A 17,383-nucleotide genomic window follows, 5' to 3' on the forward strand; every position below is an offset into this window, starting at 1 on the left:
ACACCGCCGTATATAACGGAAATGTGACGGGTTTATTCCTATATCAAAGACTAAGCACGTATCTTTACTACTCAATTCGCTCCAAATTTCCGTTAGCATCCATTTTAAAGCGTGTTTTGAGCTCCTCTTCTTCTTCTGACAAAAATGCAAGTCTTCTTGCACGATCCATAATCTGAATCAGTGCCTTGTAATCGTCGTTCACCACACGGTAATCGGTTTGAACTTCATTAACCTGCTTCGATAAACGGTCATTCTCACAGCGAAGCTCATGAAGTTCGTCTTCCTTTTCTCGCAATTCTTTTTCCAGCATTTTAAGCTGACGTCCATTTTCCTGCACAGTGCCTCTCCACTGACGTAAGAAACGGATCACCGCATCGATGGATAGAGTCTCTTCCGAAATTCCATCTGATTTATACAAGGTTTCTTCCGTTTCTAGTGTAGAGAGAGCGGCAACTTGTGGCCCAAGCAATGCAGGCTGTTTTCTAAGATAACTACGTTTCTGGCGTTGCGCTTTAGCATTACTGATGGCAGATTCATACTTTTTCCGCACAAAACTGTTCCAGCGAAATCCGCAAGCGGCAGAGGTTCTGCCAATTTTATCGCCTACTTCCTCAAATGCAGCGAGCTGCGTGCTTCCATCTCGAATATGACGTAACGTAACCTCAGCCAAAATCAAATCGTCCTCTGTACTCCAAGCATCCTGTCTCACTGCAGTCATGCTATAATACCCTCCTAACAACATCCTAAAATAACCGTTCACATCACCGATCTCCCGGCTTGTGAATGAGGTATAAAAGCTGCTTCATTCATTCTTATGCCTCTCATAGAGTTCATAGAATTGATTTCATACTAAAATGTATTTCCACATTTAAGGGCACTCATACGTCACATGTGTAAAAGAAAGCATAATTGAGCCTTTCCAGGCAAAAAAAAGAATTCGCTTTCATATCCAATTTTGTTTACACCTTTTTCCTTTCCCGGTATAATGTTGTGTAGACAATCTATGATCGTACATAGAGAGGAGGACTTACCGTGGCACGCATGTTTCGAGTACTCGGGTTCTTCACACTCACGATTGGCCTGATGGCTTTTGCAGGAGATTTGGTCGAGATGGCCTTGCTTTTTTTCTTGCAGACTGCGTTTTTCGTCATTTTGGGATACCTGAAATTCACCGAAAGAACGTACATATTGCTCTTCTGGGGTTATATGATCGTTACCTTTACGGGGTTCAGTTACTGGACCGTATTCCAAATGGATTTGCCGCTCTAATCCGCCAACAGCAAAAAAGCGATCCAGTTCACACCGGATTGCTTTTTTTGTGTTTCAATATTGATGACAACTCTGGTGATTGAAGTGCGGTTTAACGCGTTATGTAACCACTAAGGATATTTCACAGGTTTGTTTCATATATTGTTTGAAAGAGAGAAGCCTGTACAATAGATATGAACCAAGGAAAGGAGAATGATATTGGTGAAGCGTCGATATAACATACTTGTTCTACTTATCTTCATCCTACTTTTTGTCCAACTTACATCGACTTCCGTTTATGCCGATCCCTCTCCTGAGGAAACACGTGAAATATTGCAAAAGAGCTTGTCCATCGTCGAAATCGATAACGAGATTGAGCGTATCACGCAAAGACAGAAAGATTTGGATCAACAGCAGCTTACGTTGGCGAGCCAGCTTCAAGAGCAACAGGAACAAATACATATCCAGCAAGAACGGGCGGGATCGGTTGTACGATCCTATTATACAGGGGAACGTGATAGCCTGCTCATGACCGTTCTTGGCGCGAGATCGTTTAAAGATCTATTCATTCTTTACGATTACTATCAGATTATTATCGGCAGAGATCAGGCGGTATTGGATAAGTATCAGGAGAGATATCAAAGCATGCAGCAAACCTCAGCTCGCATTGCTCAAACGACCCAAGAGCTTAACGAACTAAAAACCAATTTGCAGAATCAACGGGAGCGTGTAATCGCCTTACAAAAAGAAGTGGATGGGCAAGTTGCAGCGAGCGGTAATGCAGACGCCATTCAAAAGCTAATGAACGAACTTACGATCTATTGGGAGAATATCGGGATATATGAGGTTAAACGTTATTTCAAAGCTTTGGCATCAGCCATGCAAAATCTACCCGACTTTATTCAAAATCAAAATGGTGGAATTTCTACAACGGGAACAACCTATACCATTCGAATTGGACAGAATGAGCTTAATCAATTTTTACGTGAGCAGAATTCTATTTTTAATGATTTTGCTTTTCAATTTGAAGAAGATCGAATTACAGCTTCGGGTAAACGTGACCAATTAGAGTTAAGCATTGAAGGTCATTATACCGTGGAGAACGAACCCCAGAATTCCATTCGATTCCATGTTGATAAACTTGTATTTAACCAATTGGAGCTGCCTGATACAACACGAAGGATGCTGGAAAAGGAGTTCGACCTCGGATTTTACCCACAGAAAATCCTTTCTTTCGTGAGGGCTACAGAAGTATCTACGAGCGAAGGTGTGCTTGAAGTGAAATTAGCAATCTCATTTTGATTCATTTGGATAAGCCTCGTAATTCAACAATACTGTTCATGTACTGAATCGCTGAGATCTGGCCTTGGATAAATTGCTTTATCTTCTGTTGAACCTTTCCAGTGGGCACATAGGTTATCTCAGCTTCGGATGATGCAGGCTTTGTAGCAAACAGAGCTTTAACGTCCATTTTGTCAAAAAGTGAAGCCAATTTGCCAGACTGAGCATTCATCTCCTCTTGTTTGGCTGGCAAATAATGCGCTTGTTGAAACCATTCGGACTGTACTGAAGCGGAAGTCATGCCTTCAATCCACCGACTGGCTCCATCTGTCTCAGAAGAACCTGTTGTAATGACAAAGCTTCGCGACTTAACAGGCATCAGAGCTGTAAGCGCTATCTGCTTTAATGAGCCCGTGTTCTGCATTATTATCTTATTCTCATCAAGAAGCCTGGATAATGACATAACGGTCATCGGAACCTCATTTTGTTGAAGTTCTCCTGAAAATTCAGCATTCTCTGCTTCCAGCTGCAGGTGTGGTTGGATCTGCTCTATTAGCTGTAACTCCTGTTGGTAATCCCCCTCTAAAAGACTTCCCTGTTCAGCATTCATCATCCGTTCTGTCGCAAGCCCAGGTTCAAAATGATTTAACCACGCACTTGTTGCATAGATATCATTGCTGTCAATCGATAACAGCTTCGTCCCCGCGCCACTCGTTTGCTGTATAAGTTTAATCCATTGATCTTCCTGTTGTGGCAATGTGTCTAGACCCACTTTAGTAAGAAATGCAGAACGCGCCGCAAGCACATAAGTGTCAAAATCAAACGGCATTGCCCATTGGTAGCCATTCCATTCTGTCTTTTCGCGCAATGGAATTATGGTTTCTCCAAGTGACTTCGATAACGTAGTCCCATTCAGAGGGTACAAATATCCTCTTTTGGCATAATCCTGAACCTCGTTACTATCAAGCAGAATTACATCTCCACTGTCCCCAACCGCAAACTCTGAATCAAGCACACTCTCGAATGTATCCTGCTCCACATTACGCAACTGTATTTCTACACGAGTTGTAGCTGCAACTTGATTCGCTATCGTTTCAAACACAAGAAAATCCTCTGAAGGCATGGAAACAACAATTTCGACTGGCGCATGCTGATCCTCCCCACGGGATGTTTGATTTGGAAACGTAGTACGATCTGGATTACGCTCTTCGCTCGATTGTGATCCACCAAAATCAAAGCTTGGAGAAAGTATAGTTAATGAAAGCAGCAACACTGCAAACAATACAATTTGATGTCTCCGCTTCATTACCTCTCCTCCTTGCTTCCTAATTATTTCCTGCGATGTCCATTGTAACAAATTCATAGTGCTCTTGTCCTACTCTGCCTAAAAACTGTTTTTCTAACTTTTGCATAATTTGAGCATATCGAGTTCTGAACATTATGCGCTGTTCCTTTTTTTCGCAATAAAAACCGGCTCAAAAGAGCCGGTTTTGCTAGAAACATTTTCCGGGAAATAACCACTTCTGTATTCACATGAATCACAACAAATCTGCCGCTAATTGAGCAAGCTTGGAACGTTCTCCTTTTTCGAGCATAATATGTCCGCTGATTCCTTCTTGTTTGAATCTCTCCACAATATAGGTTAGGCCATTACTCGCCGAATCCAGATAAGGATGATCAATCTGCTCAGGGTCACCCATCAGAATGATTTTACTGCCTTCGCCAACCCTTGATACAATTGTCTTTACCTCATGACGGGATAGGTTCTGCGCTTCATCAATGATAATGAATTGTCCTGGTATGGAGCGCCCACGGATATACGTGAGGGCTTCAACTTGAATACTACCTAGACCCATCAGGATTTTATCAATATCTCCTGCTTTTTTGGTATCGAACAGAAACTCCAGGTTATCATAGATCGGTTGCATCCACGGGCGTAGTTTCTCTTCTTTCTCCCCTGGTAGATACCCAATATCTTTTCCCATCGGAACGACAGGGCGAGCAATCAATAGCTTTTTATATTTATGATCATCTTCTACTTTTAACAGTCCAGCCGCCAGTGCCAATAAGGTTTTGCCTGTTCCTGCTTTTCCCGTTATCGTCACGAGAGGGATATCATCGTTCAGCAATAGCTCAAGAGCCATGCGTTGTTGTGCATTACGTGCACTAATTCCCCACACATTATCATTACTAAGAAAAAGCGGCTCAAGCTTGGTACCCTCTGTATTTACCTTGAGCAAAGCTGATTTATTCGTACCCATCTCATCTTTGAGAATAACAAATTCATTGGGATAGAGTGAATAGGATAGCTGCAATGGTTTGATCGGAAGAAAGCGATAGGTGTAGAACTCATCAATAACGGATGGGTGCACCTTCAAGGCTGTATACCCGGGATATAACTCATTCAGCCCAGCTGTCCGATCTGATAGGTAATCTTGTGTAACCAGACCAAGGACATCGGCTTTGATCCGAACAAGAACATCTTTACTAACCAGAACGACCTGTCGTTCCGCAACCTCTTTTTCATTTTCTTCAATCTGATAATTCACAGCAACAGCCAAAATACGATTATCATTGGATACTTCTCCAAACATCTCCTGTACCTTTACGAAACTGCGATGATTCAACTCTACTTTTAGGTTCCCTCCATTGGCAAGAGGCACACCACTATGCAAATGCCCTAGCTCACGTAGTCCATCGAGAAGCCTTGATACGTTGCGGGCATTGCGGCCTATTTCATCGGCATTTCTTTTCTTGGAGTCGATCTCCTCCAGTACAACCGCGGGAATGATTACCTCATGTTCCTCAAAGGCAAATATGGCATTGGGGTCATGCAGAAGCACGTTGGTATCCAATACAAAAATCTTTTTCATTCAATCCCCTCCAAAGCGGCGTCGTTAAAGGCATGGATAAGTGCGATCTTTCAGCAGCGGCATGGACAATCATGCTCCCATACATAAATGTATTCGACTAGGACAAAATAATTGTCAACCATTCTGAAAAACTCCAAGAAAGGATGAACATTTATGAAATTTGGGATATGCACGCTGCTTCTGATCTTTATACTTACAGGCTGTAACAGTGCTTCGCATAACGCTTCACAGCAGCAAGGTCAGCATGCTAAAGGTTATGGAGGTAATGTTACAACTCAGCAAGATCGGATGAGAGGATCTCATATGCTGGACGCACAGGATGATCTTAGAAACCCTACAGGACTTGAACCAGTTCCTGAAAATACAGGTGAAGTCCATGATACAAATATCGTAGATGATGCACAAACAGGCCGGATGCCTAATGATCAACGAATTCTTCACCTTAAAACACTCGCCAAGCAAGTGGAAGGTGTGGAGGATGCCAGTTGTGTCATCCTAGGTAATACCGCAGTAGTTGGCATCGATGTTGATGGTGAGCTTGAACGTGCACGCGTAGGAACCATCAAATATGCTGTTGCTGAGGCCCTTCGTAAAGATCCTGAAGGTGTAGATTCTATTGTTACGGCCGATGCGGATGTCACTGAACGAATCAAAGAAATTGGTGAGCATATCCGTCAAGGACATCCGATCTCCGGTTTTGCTTCAGAGCTTGCTGATATGGTGGGACGAATTATCCCGCAGCTCCCAAAAGACGTTCAGGTTCGACAAAATCCTGATGAACAGCATGAGCAGGAACCACAGATGCAGCAACATCAGCAACATCAATCCAATGACAAAAGACAACAAAAAGCCCAGTGATCTCTCACTAGGCTTTTTTCATCGCAGTAAAAACCTGCTCATCTAATTTTTCAGCAGCACGCTGATCGTATATTTTGACATATTGAGGCACAGACGATAGCTGAGCTCCATAAAACAACGCATTTCGCACCGCTTCGATTGAAATGTCGAAACAGCACATATTAAATGGAACATCCTGTAATGGATCTTGTCGCACTGACGCACGACCGTTAATGGCATACACCATTTCTTCTCCAAATACAGTGACGGTTATGAATGGATTATGCAGCATATTCTTCACGAGACGTGAACGATGATCCAGCGCAACACGAAGAGTGGATGCATTCTCTGCATAGATCCAAGAAATAGCAGTAGATGTAGGGCCTCCGAATTCCAGATCAACGGTGTTCAGGAGGACAAATGTCTCATGTTTGAACTGTTGCAAAAGAGATTCAGTTAATTGTGTGACGGCTTCGGACATTCAACCAGCCCCTAATCTTCTTTAGGCAAGACTTACTTCACTGCTTAAATCATTATAGCATACCGTCAAGCTCGCTTCCAATCCCCAAAGAATGAGAGTTATTCTGCTGCTGGAGACGCAGTCACTTTACCGGATAACGTATCCTGCAAAGCTTGCTTCGCATTCGCCAGCTCTGTCTCGTTAATATATACATATGGACTTCTCCACTCGCCTGTCACTGGAATATAGTGTACATCCGATTTAGAAATATCCCAATACGTAGAAATAAAGTTTTTCATTTGTTCTGATTCCACATCTGTGGTCATATTGTCATCCACTGCTCCAATAACCTTACCGATTTTGGTTACACCACCTAGTGATTTCATCTGATCCAGCATTGAATTCAGCACTTGGTTTTGGCGTTTATTTCGGTCAAAATCGTTGGATTCTTGTGTTTTGGGATCACAATTAGATTTACGGTAACGGACGAAGTCAAGCGCCTCTTTACCATCCAAATGTTGCGGGCCTGCTACGAGATTAATATCCGTACCATCTCTTGTATCTCGGTAACACATATTTTTATCTACAGTCACGTCTACGCCACCAACTGCATTAACAGCATCGCGGAAAGCTTGGAAATTCAGGACAGTTGTGTAATTGATGTCCACACCAAGATACTTGCCCATCATTTCTTTCATCTGATCTTCCGCTTTTTTACCGGAGGTTTTTTCTTGTGCCTTGAATTTTGGATAGTATGAGTTCAATTTATTCGATTTATATCCATCCAATACAATGCGTGTATCCCGTGGTAGCGACACAATCGTTGCCGTTTTGGTCTCAGGATTCAAGGAAGCCACCATCACCACATCGGATAGATAGGTTCCTGTCTCAGGACGATTATCTGTACCTAATAGCAGCATCGTAATCGGTTTGGTTTTGGCTGACATACCTGGAGGTACCGGTTTATCAATACCTGTATCCGCTACTTGGTTGTAGACCCAGTAGATATATCCAGCCCCACCAATATGCCGATGACGAACAAACTGAGGACAATCTTCGCAAATGCTCGCAATCCTTTTTTCTTTTTCTTCGGTTGACCCTTGCTATTCTTCGATCCAGAAGTACTTGATTTCGTCGGTGCCTGTCTCCGTGGAGGTAAGCCGTTTGAATTCATATCTTCAACACCTTTATCACATCTGTTTTTTTGTCTAAATAAAAGACAACCGCTTTCCCGAGGGAAAACGGATGGATTGTACAAGACAACATTTATGAGTTTCGTGCGGAAGTTTCCGCCTTTTTCTTTTGTCGACCTTCAATAAAATAGCGCACTCGTACTAACAACATCAAACCAACCGCTACCAGCAAACATTGAATGATGGGAAGCTTATCGATCTGAAAAATAAGAAGCATGAATGTGCCCATCGCCATCAACAGATAGAGGAAAATTTCCTTAACGAGTGGTAACTTCTGACGTACCCGAAACACCTTGTTGTATACGTAAGTTATTAGCACAAAGATGACGATATAGGCTACGATCGGGTGTGATGCGAACCATGCTTGCATGTTAAGGCATCTCCTTTCGTGATCATGCTTGTATAAGTAAACTGGTTGATGGAACAACACTGCCAAGTTGATTACAAAACCGTCGTATGAGACCGTTCCGGATTCGGATCGTTCTTTCGATCGCTGTTGTCTCCAGATTTCCTAAATAATTCTTCAAAGGTTGAAATCCGGAGACAAAGGCGAACGCTTCGCTTCTATCGAATCGATTCCGTATCCTACACTACTTTAGCGGTTTAATATCAACCTTGGCAGTGTAAGTCAAAACATCAAACGTTAACTTATACATTCTATTTTTTGTTAGTTATGATTAAGCGTTATTTTGAGCCATTTTGCGTTGTTTTTCTGCACGCTCACGCTCGGATTTGTTCAGAAGTTTCTTACGAAGACGAATGGATTTCGGCGTGATTTCACAGTACTCGTCATCGTTCAAATATTCAAGCGCCTGTTCCAATGAGAAGATAATCGGAGTTTTAATTTTAACCGTATCATCTTTACCAGCAGAACGAACGTTACTCAGTTGTTTTTCTTTACAGATGTTAACTACGATATCATTGTCACGTGTATGCTCACCAACAATCATACCTTCGTAAATTTCTGTTCCTGGCTCAAGGAAGAGCGTACCACGATCCTCAACACCCATCATTCCGTAGAACGTAGATGTACCCGTTTCAGTTGAGATCAGTACACCTTGGTGACGTCCACCCACTTGACCGGATACCACTGGAGCATAGCTGTCAAATGCATGGTTCATTACGCCATAACCACGAGTCAATGTCAGGAAGTTGGTGCTGTATCCAATCAGACCACGTGCAGGAATCAGGAACTCCAGACGTACTTGACCAGTACCATTGTTGATCATGTTAACCATCTCTGCTTTACGTGCGCCCAGGCTCTCCATGACGGAACCCATGCTTTCTTCAGGGATATCAATCAACAAGCGCTCAAGAGGTTCCATTTTCTTACCGTCGATTTCCTTAACGATAACTTCTGGTTTGGAAACTTGAAGCTCATATCCTTCACGACGCATATTCTCAATCAGGATACCGAGGTGAAGCTCACCACGTCCAGAAACGATAAATGCATCAGGGCTCTCTGTTTCATCAACACGAAGAGATACGTCTGTTTCCAATTCTTTTAACAAACGCTCGCGCAGTTTACGGGAAGTTACCCATTTACCTTCGCGGCCTGCGAATGGACTGTTGTTTACGAGGAATGTCATTTGCAGTGTTGGCTCATCAATTTTCAGAACCGGCAAAGCTTCAGGGTTGTTCGGATCAGCAATCGTTTCACCGATGTTGATATCCTTAATACCCGCGATCGCAACGATGTCACCTGCGCCAGCTTCCTCTGTCTCCACACGTTTCAGACCTTGGAAACCAAACAGTTTCTCGATACGAGCTGTTTTGCTTTTGCCATCACGCATAATAACAGTAACGGATTGGCCTTGACGAATCACACCGCGGTTTACACGACCGATAGCGATACGTCCGAGGTATTCATTGTAGTCCATCAGAGTTACGAGGAATTGCAGTGGCTCTTCAACGTTCTCTGTTGGATGAGGGATATGACTTACGATGGTATCGTAGATCGCCATCATGTTGTCATCTTGTTTGGCAGGATCGTCTTCCATGCTGGATGTTCCGTTCAATGCGGAAGCATATACAACAGGGAATTCAAGTTGTTGATCGTTGGCACCCAGTTCGATGAACAGGTCAAGTACTTCATCAATAACCTCAGCCGGACGAGCCGCTGGACGGTCAATTTTGTTTACAATAACGATTGGAGTCAGGTTGTGCTCAAGTGCTTTACGAAGTACGAACTTCGTTTGTGGCATACAGCCCTCATAAGCATCAACAACGAGCAATACGCCGTCAACCATTTTCATGATACGTTCTACTTCACCACCGAAGTCGGCGTGACCAGGTGTATCTACAATGTTGATCAGGAAATCTTTATAAGTTATAGCCGTGTTTTTGGCCAAAATCGTAATACCGCGTTCACGCTCCAAATCGTTGGAGTCCATTGCGCGCTCCTGTACCGTCTCGTGATCACGGAATGTACCGGATTGCTGGAGCAACTTGTCGACGAGTGTCGTTTTCCCGTGGTCGACGTGGGCAATAATCGCAATATTGCGAATGTGTTCTCTTGAATGCATGGTTTGTATCCATATCCTTTCCAATTTCAATTCTTATCTTATCTACTAAACTTCCCGCAAAATCGCAGGTTACTCACAAAATAAGCGTCGGTGATAACCCGACGCATGTCTATATCCCTTATATTATAGTTTATCATAGGTAAAAATCAAGATATTTCGCTTGAAATCAGCACTGAGATTATTACCAGCCCTTACCGCGACGTCCCCGTCCTAGTAATAACCACACTCCACCTAAGATCAACAGGACAGCAAGTACGTAGACAATCCCTGTCTGAAGCAAGGTAAATCCGAGCAATATGACAGCTACTGCACCTATAATCATTCCAGCAGGTAACACATACTCAGGTCTTCGACGTTCAGCTAGTCCGTATTCTAATAAACCTACAGCAACACCTAACAGAAGAACCGGCCACAACCTTGCCATCAGTCCCGCTCCCCATGTGTTCGTTATGCCGAATAATAAGCCATATACCGTTAGAATTCCCGCAGGAACAAGTGACCATGAAGGCGAGAGTCGTGCATAACGCAGCGCATGAAGAGCAATACCCGGAAGAAGGATCAACAATGGCCAGAAATGGCGCCCAATGAATCCAAACACCCCTAGCTTACCGAGCAAAATTATCACACCTGCAACAACTATAAAAATCCCGATTGCTTTTTCATTTCTCATTCTCATTTTCTGCAAGTCACCTCTTATCCCATTTGGCTATGTATCTCGCCTGGCTAACATACAGTCTTTTTTCGCGATGCCAGACATGCATCTATAGTATCTAGTGTAGCTGAAGTTTCGGCAAAAAACTATCCTTTATGTCATACGCTGCGGCTACTCCATATTGTAGGTTCTCTGATGTCATTCGATGATAGGCATATACTTCCTATTCTTCTCAGTAACCTTCTTGAGCAAACCAAATTCAACAAAAAAACCGCTCTAACCCGAGCGGCTTGGACTTCTTCGGAGATGTGCGATCCACTTTTACAGAAAGTATATTTAAATGTTTCGCCTTACAAACTTATTTGCTCCTCCAACAGCAAGAACCAGACAAGCCATGGCTGCTGGGAGCAGCGTATGTGCTTCGGTTGTCATTCCATTTAACCACTGCCCAAGCTTCGGATCGTTCATTACCATCTCACCGGCTGTAAAAGCCAAAATTCCAGAACCGACAAACACCAAGATCGGGTATCGCTTCAACAGTCCCACGATCAGACCACTTCCCCATACAACGATAGGAATGCTGATGGCAATACCAATAACGATCAGCGCCAGATCACCTTTGGCTAATGCAGCAATGGCCAGAACGTTATCTAAACTCATGACAAAGTCAGCGATCAAAATCGTTTGAATCGCTTTCCACGTCGTCTTTGCTTCACGAATATGTACCGCATCCTCATCCTGAAGCAATAGCTTCATGGCAATCCAGAACAACATCAGTCCACCAGCAGCTTGAATGAAAGGAATCCCCAGCAATAAAACTGCGGCAAAGGTCAATACACAGCGTAATACTACCGCTCCAAATGCCCCCCACCACACGGCTTGCTTACGCTGCCTCACAGGTAGATCCTTACTAGCAAGCGCAATGACAACCGCATTATCTCCACTCAAAACCAGATTGATCATTAATATTTCCGTCAACAGCCATAAAGTATCCATAATCATCCCCCCACTCTAACTTGTATGTCAAAGTTGTCCATGCTATTCTTATCGATTGAACAAGCTTATTTTAGACAGGCAGGTAAATGAAGGAGTGACAGCAAATGGACATATTTAGCGCTGTTTTTTGGATTGCTTTAGTTAAAATTGTATTTATTGATCTAATGTTAGCCGGGGACAATGCCATCGTCATTGGTTTAGCTGCACGTAATCTCCATCCCTCAGTGCAGAAAAAAGCGATTCTATACGGAACAGCAGGTGCACTCCTCATACGAATTGTAGCAACCGTCGTTGTACTCTGGCTCCTTAAAGTGCCTTGGTTGCTCCTAGCTGGAGGCGTGCTTCTCGTCTGGATTGCCTATAAATTGTTAGCAGATCAAGGAGAAGAGCACAGCGATATCAAAGCAGGTAACTCGCTGTGGGTTGCAGTACGCACCATTGTTATCGCAGATGCAGCCATGGGACTGGATAATGTCATTGCTGTCGCTGGCGCAGCCGAGCAGCATCTCCTACTCGTTATCCTTGGACTTCTTATTAGCGTACCTATTATCGTGTGGGGCAGCACGCTGTTCATTAAGCTGATTAATCGTTTTCCATGGATTATCTATCTTGGCGCGATTGTCTTAGGTTACACCGCTACCAACATGATTACAGAGGAACATCAGCTTGTTCCTTTCTTCACTGAGCATCCGGCACTGCGGATATTGTTCATCATTCTTGTCGTTGCCGGCGTTGTATTGGCAGGGTACCGGAAACGTGTAAGTCATGACCGAGCAGCCAAAAAGCACGAGCGATCCTATTCGTAAAAAGGATTGCGATAATCGAATTAATCAGCTCTGCTGAACAATTTAAATGCTATTATTTTCAAAAAAAAGGACTGATCGATTAATGTCGACCAGTCCTTTTTCTGTTTAACTTTGTCATGTTTTAAGATGCGGGTAAACATATTCCTTGTTATGTCTTTCCAACCACATAAGATCATTATGATGATTAGACGATTAACTTGTTAAAACCAGTCTTCTTTGATTTCAGAGTCGTCACTAGAACTCGCTCCAGTCACAGGTTCACCTGCATGTAAAACAATCGTTTCGGTCTGCGCTACGGCTTCATCAACCCATGCGGGCAGATGACTCATCGTCGCCTCAATTTTATCCACAATGCGTAGGTTAGGATTCGTCGTTGGCGATTTTGGCACAAACAGGGTACAACAGTCCTCATAAGGCAAAATGGAGATGTCATACGTTCCAATTTGCTTGGATAGCGTAATAATTTCCTGTTTATCCATCATGACTAGTGGTCGCAGCAACGGTAGTTCCGTTGCACGCCCAATCACGTTCATGCTGGGAAGTGTCTGACTGGCAACCTGCCCCAAGCTATCGCCTGTAATCAAAGCAAGCGCACGTTCACGTTCAGCCAATTTGGTTGCAATCCGCAACATAGAGCGCCGCATCAGTGTAATAATTAAGTTGTCCTGTCCGAGCTGTGTGAATGCCGTCTGTATTTCGGTAAACGGAACAAGATGCAGCTTAATTGTACCCGCATGATCCGCGAGTGCACGGGCAAGGTCGATGACTTTCTCCTTCGCGCGCTGGCTTGTGAACGGATAGCTGTAGAAGTGTACACATTCTACTTCGAGTCCCCGACGCATCGAAGACCAAGCTGCCACCGGACTATCGATACCACCGGACAACAGAAGCATCGCTTTTCCGTTTGTTCCCAATGGGAACCCACCTACAGCAGGTATTACTTCATTGAAAATATAAGTACCCTGCTCACGAATCTCTACGCGCAGCTCGATATCTGGCTCACGCACATCCACGCTTAGATCCTGAAAGGTTCGGAGAATGGGAGATCCCACCATATGATTCATCTCATGAGAGGAATGCGGGAACTCTTTCCATACTCGGCGGGCATTTACTTTGAAAGTCATACCGCCTTCGAACTCGTGCTTTCTCTCCTCCATAAAAGCAACCGAAGTCTCCACAATGGCATCCCGCTCAGAAGGAGTCACTTTAACCGGACTGATCGACATCACGCCGAAAACTCTCTTCAATACCTTGATCATATCCGTATAGGATTCATTACCGAGATCCACATACAGACGACCAAACTCTTTTCGCAAACTCGCAGTTGGGTAAGGCTTGAGCAAGGAACGTACTTGAGTAATGATCGTTTTCTCGAAACGTGCACGATTTTTGCCTTTTAACATAAACTCTCCAAAACGGAGAAGTAACATATCGTATTTCATTTGACTTTACATCCGCCTTTCCAACGGGCGCAATTGCGCCATCATCTGATGTATGGCCTGCTTCAGCAGGGTTACATCTTCTTCTGTGTGTTCATCACCTAGACTAATACGTAATCCTCCAGCTGCACAAGCCGCATCTTTGCCCATCGCAAGCAGTACGCGACTTGGTTCAGCAGAACGGGAAGAACATGCTGACTGGGTGGATACCGTTACCCCAAGCTGCTCCAGTGTATGAAGCACTACTTCGGCTTTCATGCCAGGATAAGAGAAATGAATGATATGAGGTGCTCCCTGTCCATCACTATTTAGGACTAGACCCGGGATTCCCTTAATAAACGCCATGATCTCGTCACGATACACCGTCACACGTTCAACAAACTGGGGTTGACGCTCTACAGCAAGACGTATCGCCTTCGCCATACCTACAAGCAATGCTACATTTTCCGTACCTGCTCTCATGCCGTTCTCCTGTGAGCCTCCCGATAATAGCGGAGTAAGTTCAATCCCACTTCGCACGTAAAGCAGTCCAGCTCCTTTGGGGCCGCGGAATTTATGAGCAGATAGACTATATAGATCGGCATGCCATGAGGCAGGTTTGGCTTCCAGTTTCCCGACTCCCTGCACACCATCTACATGAAATAAAACACGGGGAGCTTCTTTTTTGAGACGTTGACCGATCTCAGCAACCGGGTGAATCGCACCTGTTTCATTGTTGACATGCATTAAGCTTACAAGGACAGTATCCGGTCTTAACGCTTCGATAACCTGCTGCGCGGTTACCCTCCCAAGTGAGTCCACAGGAATCCATGTGACTTCCCATCCCCACTGTTGCAATTGGAGGAAGCTCTCATACACTGACGCATGTTCGGTAGCTGTAGTTATGATGTGTTTGCCTCGGGATTGGTAGCGTAATGCCGCCCCCTTAATCGCGAGATTGTTGCTCTCCGTTGCTCCTGAGGTGAAAATAATCTCTTCAGGCTTAACCCCGATTGCTGTAGCACAACCCGCTCTCGCTCGCCGCAATAGTTGGTGCGCCCGCTCACCGTAGCCATGGATGGAAGAAGGATTCCCATACTGTGCCTCCATCACTTCAGCTATGGTTCGTACGACTTCAGGATCTGGAGGCGTCGTAGCTGCATAATCAAAATATTTCAAAACGAGGTTAAACCTCCTTATCTTGTGCATTCAAACTTCATGATTCTACAGTGAGCATTGTAACACGATACCGCCACAACACAAAAAGACCAAGCAGAAGCAGGTAGAGAAGCTCCCTACAGGTTCCTGAATTGATCTTTATGCTGAACTCACTGTATGTGCATTACATCCCAAGTTACAGCGTATATTTCGCTTGCGCCTTCTCTACCTTCGCGATATAAGCTTGCGTCTCGGTAGGCAGAAGCTTCAGTGCATTCATCAGTTCTGCGTCATTGGATACACCCAGGCGTGATACACGTCCCGGTCCCGCATTGTACGCGGCGAGAGCCATTTTCACTTCTCCCCCAAAACGTTGAAGCTGAAGCGAAAGATACTTCGTTCCCCATCAATATTCTGTGCAGGGTCGAATGAATTGCTTACTCCAAGACCAGCAGCCGTTCCGTCCATCAACTGCATTAAGCCCTTGGCTCCGGCTGAGGAAACTACGTTTGGATTAAAATTGGATTCTGTATCAATAACCGCCTTGATTAACGACTCAGGCACCCCATACTTTGCACTCGCTGCAGCGATTAAGGAATCATAATCGGTGGGTACAGTCTCTTCCCGTTCGTTGACACTGCATTCAACAGAGAGGAAAGGGATACAGTTGGACTGCTGCTTGTGGATTCTGTCAGTGGTGTACCCGAATCTGAACTATATTGGCTTCCCAATTGTAACCATAACAACCCGTCATTTGATCGTTTGGACAAACCAAGAGATGCTGAAGCTGCATCGCTACTGCTTGATCCACGGTTTCCAGTGCCTAATAGCCCGTCCATCATGTTAGCAAAATCTACAGACGAATTGGCCGCTCCGGCAGACCCGCTTGATGGATTGGCAACGTTGGACAATTGCAGTTCAAGCAACTGCCGTGACCCAGTGGGATCAATCTGCATGTGTATATCCACTCCCGTAAATTAAAACTATATTCTGCCTTTATTCTACATCGTTTTACATGAATCTGCCATCATTTTCAAAAAATAAGCGCATATATATTCTTTTTTTGCACATAGACGAAAAAACCTTTTTCCATCCCAGTGTCGGGAAAGAAAAAGGTCATCATATAAAGTACTGTGTTCGTTTAAGAAGCTGCAAGAAGCATGACCTTTCGCTTTTATCGCGCGAATGGAATCATGAAGAAATAACTGAGCGTGGCTACAATGCCTAAACCAATTGACCAGGCACCTGCCGTTTTACGCCCATTCACAAAAGCATAATATCCGAGTACAGCCGCGACGGGTCCAAGCACGATCGACCACATGAATAATGAGGCAATCCCTGAGGCTAAACCTACATAACCTGCAACTCTGCCTGTGGATTCCATCATTGCGTCTGCCTCATGATTTTCCTGTGTACTTACCGGACGCTCAGAACGCTCGGTACGCAAAGCAGATGGAGGAGCAACCTCCGCACCGTACTCTTCTCGATGTTCGCGTCTTGGATAGTCAACGCGTTCCCGAGATTTCTTGTCCTCTGCTTCAGAGCGCTTAATCAGAAGATCTTTGTAATCATTTTTCATTACTAAGCACCTCCATTAAGAATAGGAATGACTGCTCATTTGGGTTTGAACGTGTGACAGCATGTGGCAGAGGATGTTCTGGCATGATCGTGATGATCGGAATCGAATGTCTCTCCAGCGAATTCCTCATGTAGACGGCGGGTAGCATGCTGATCGATATCAATCATGATGGCATCCGCCTGACAGAAGTTGTTTTCGCCCCAGTAGTTACAGTTAGAGACGCTGCATTTAACGATTGGCTTTTCATGACTCATTATTTATCACCTCGCACCTATTGTCTCCACGGTAATAATCAGCTATTCCCGTTCAAAATGTCAGATGATGACATGCATCTATTCCCTCTCCCAGCTATTGGTC

General features: G+C 44.3%; 16 protein-coding genes and 2 pseudogenes. 4 read left to right on the top strand and 14 right to left on the bottom strand.

What is annotated here, in order from left to right; translation table 11 throughout:
- Positions 1-67 precede the first annotated feature (67 nt).
- The gene (locus DMB88_RS20760; RefSeq protein WP_128102867.1) at positions 68-718 is read right to left on the bottom strand and encodes an RsfA family transcriptional regulator; all 651 of its coding nucleotides are present in this window, start codon (positions 716-718) and stop codon (positions 68-70) included.
- 314 nt (positions 719-1,032) lie between these two features.
- On the opposite strand from DMB88_RS20760, the gene DMB88_RS20765 reads away from it, so the two are divergent.
- Positions 1,033-1,269: a DUF2626 domain-containing protein gene (locus tag DMB88_RS20765; RefSeq protein WP_128102868.1), complete on the top strand. Its 237-nt coding sequence runs from the start codon at positions 1,033-1,035 to the stop codon at positions 1,267-1,269.
- 201 nt (positions 1,270-1,470) lie between these two features.
- On the top strand, positions 1,471-2,550 hold the full coding sequence (locus tag DMB88_RS20770) for a coiled-coil domain-containing protein (protein ID WP_254438277.1): 1,080 nt from the start codon (positions 1,471-1,473) through the stop codon (positions 2,548-2,550).
- Between the two features lies 1 nt (position 2,551).
- On the opposite strand, the gene DMB88_RS20775 is transcribed toward DMB88_RS20770, so the two are convergent.
- Both DMB88_RS20775 and DMB88_RS20780 read right to left on the bottom strand, forming a co-directional pair.
- Complete coding sequence (locus DMB88_RS20775; protein WP_164848749.1) at positions 2,552-3,835, bottom strand: extracellular solute-binding protein; 1,284 nt, start codon at positions 3,833-3,835, stop codon at positions 2,552-2,554.
- Positions 3,836-4,067: 232 nt separating this feature from the next.
- A complete protein-coding gene (locus DMB88_RS20780) occupies positions 4,068-5,402 on the bottom strand; it encodes a PhoH family protein (protein WP_128102871.1) in 1,335 nt (444 codons plus the stop codon).
- Positions 5,403-5,555: 153 nt separating this feature from the next.
- Between DMB88_RS20780 and DMB88_RS20785 the strand changes: the two genes are divergently transcribed.
- Positions 5,556-6,260 (top strand): YhcN/YlaJ family sporulation lipoprotein, encoded by a 705-nt coding sequence (locus tag DMB88_RS20785; protein WP_128102872.1) that lies wholly within the window; start codon positions 5,556-5,558, stop codon positions 6,258-6,260.
- A 7-nt stretch (positions 6,261-6,267) separates the two neighbouring features.
- On the opposite strand, the gene DMB88_RS20790 is transcribed toward DMB88_RS20785, so the two are convergent.
- From DMB88_RS20790 to DMB88_RS20815, 6 genes and pseudogenes are all read right to left on the bottom strand, one after another.
- Positions 6,268-6,720: a pyridoxamine 5'-phosphate oxidase family protein gene (locus tag DMB88_RS20790; RefSeq protein WP_128102873.1), complete on the bottom strand. Its 453-nt coding sequence runs from the start codon at positions 6,718-6,720 to the stop codon at positions 6,268-6,270.
- A gap of 98 nt (positions 6,721-6,818) precedes the next feature.
- A pseudogene (locus DMB88_RS20795) lies at positions 6,819-7,873 on the bottom strand (LCP family protein).
- A 92-nt stretch (positions 7,874-7,965) separates the two neighbouring features.
- Complete coding sequence (locus tag DMB88_RS20800) at positions 7,966-8,262, bottom strand: YlaH-like family protein (RefSeq protein ID WP_128102874.1); 297 nt, start codon at positions 8,260-8,262, stop codon at positions 7,966-7,968.
- A gap of 307 nt (positions 8,263-8,569) precedes the next feature.
- A complete protein-coding gene (gene typA, locus DMB88_RS20805; protein WP_128102875.1) occupies positions 8,570-10,417 on the bottom strand; it encodes a translational GTPase TypA in 1,848 nt (615 codons plus the stop codon).
- A 181-nt stretch (positions 10,418-10,598) separates the two neighbouring features.
- A complete protein-coding gene (locus tag DMB88_RS20810) occupies positions 10,599-11,093 on the bottom strand; it encodes a hypothetical protein (RefSeq protein ID WP_128102876.1) in 495 nt (164 codons plus the stop codon).
- Positions 11,094-11,405: 312 nt separating this feature from the next.
- Complete coding sequence (locus tag DMB88_RS20815) at positions 11,406-12,065, bottom strand: TerC family protein (RefSeq protein WP_128102877.1); 660 nt, start codon at positions 12,063-12,065, stop codon at positions 11,406-11,408.
- 104 nt (positions 12,066-12,169) lie between these two features.
- Here DMB88_RS20815 and DMB88_RS20820 point away from each other — a divergent pair, with 104 nt between their 5' ends.
- Complete coding sequence (locus DMB88_RS20820) at positions 12,170-12,871, top strand: TerC family protein (RefSeq protein ID WP_128102878.1); 702 nt, start codon at positions 12,170-12,172, stop codon at positions 12,869-12,871.
- Between the two features lie 200 nt (positions 12,872-13,071).
- Here the strand turns inward: DMB88_RS20820 and thiI are convergent, their stop codons facing one another.
- The 5 genes and pseudogenes from thiI to DMB88_RS20850 form a co-directional block, all read right to left on the bottom strand.
- Positions 13,072-14,313: a tRNA uracil 4-sulfurtransferase ThiI gene (gene thiI, locus DMB88_RS20825; RefSeq protein ID WP_128102879.1), complete on the bottom strand. Its 1,242-nt coding sequence runs from the start codon at positions 14,311-14,313 to the stop codon at positions 13,072-13,074.
- Positions 14,314-14,319: 6 nt separating this feature from the next.
- Positions 14,320-15,468, bottom strand: a complete 1,149-nt coding sequence (locus tag DMB88_RS20830; protein WP_128102880.1) for a cysteine desulfurase family protein — start codon at positions 15,466-15,468, stop codon at positions 14,320-14,322.
- A 175-nt stretch (positions 15,469-15,643) separates the two neighbouring features.
- Positions 15,644-16,403 (bottom strand): annotated as a pseudogene (locus tag DMB88_RS31785) (lytic transglycosylase domain-containing protein).
- Between the two features lie 218 nt (positions 16,404-16,621).
- Complete coding sequence (locus DMB88_RS20845; protein ID WP_128102882.1) at positions 16,622-17,026, bottom strand: hypothetical protein; 405 nt, start codon at positions 17,024-17,026, stop codon at positions 16,622-16,624.
- A gap of 35 nt (positions 17,027-17,061) precedes the next feature.
- Complete coding sequence (locus DMB88_RS20850; RefSeq protein WP_128102883.1) at positions 17,062-17,280, bottom strand: DUF1540 domain-containing protein; 219 nt, start codon at positions 17,278-17,280, stop codon at positions 17,062-17,064.
- Positions 17,281-17,383 lie beyond the last annotated feature (103 nt).

The organism is Paenibacillus sp. DCT19 (assembly GCF_003268635.1).
Taxonomy (GTDB): domain Bacteria; phylum Bacillota; class Bacilli; order Paenibacillales; family Paenibacillaceae; genus Paenibacillus.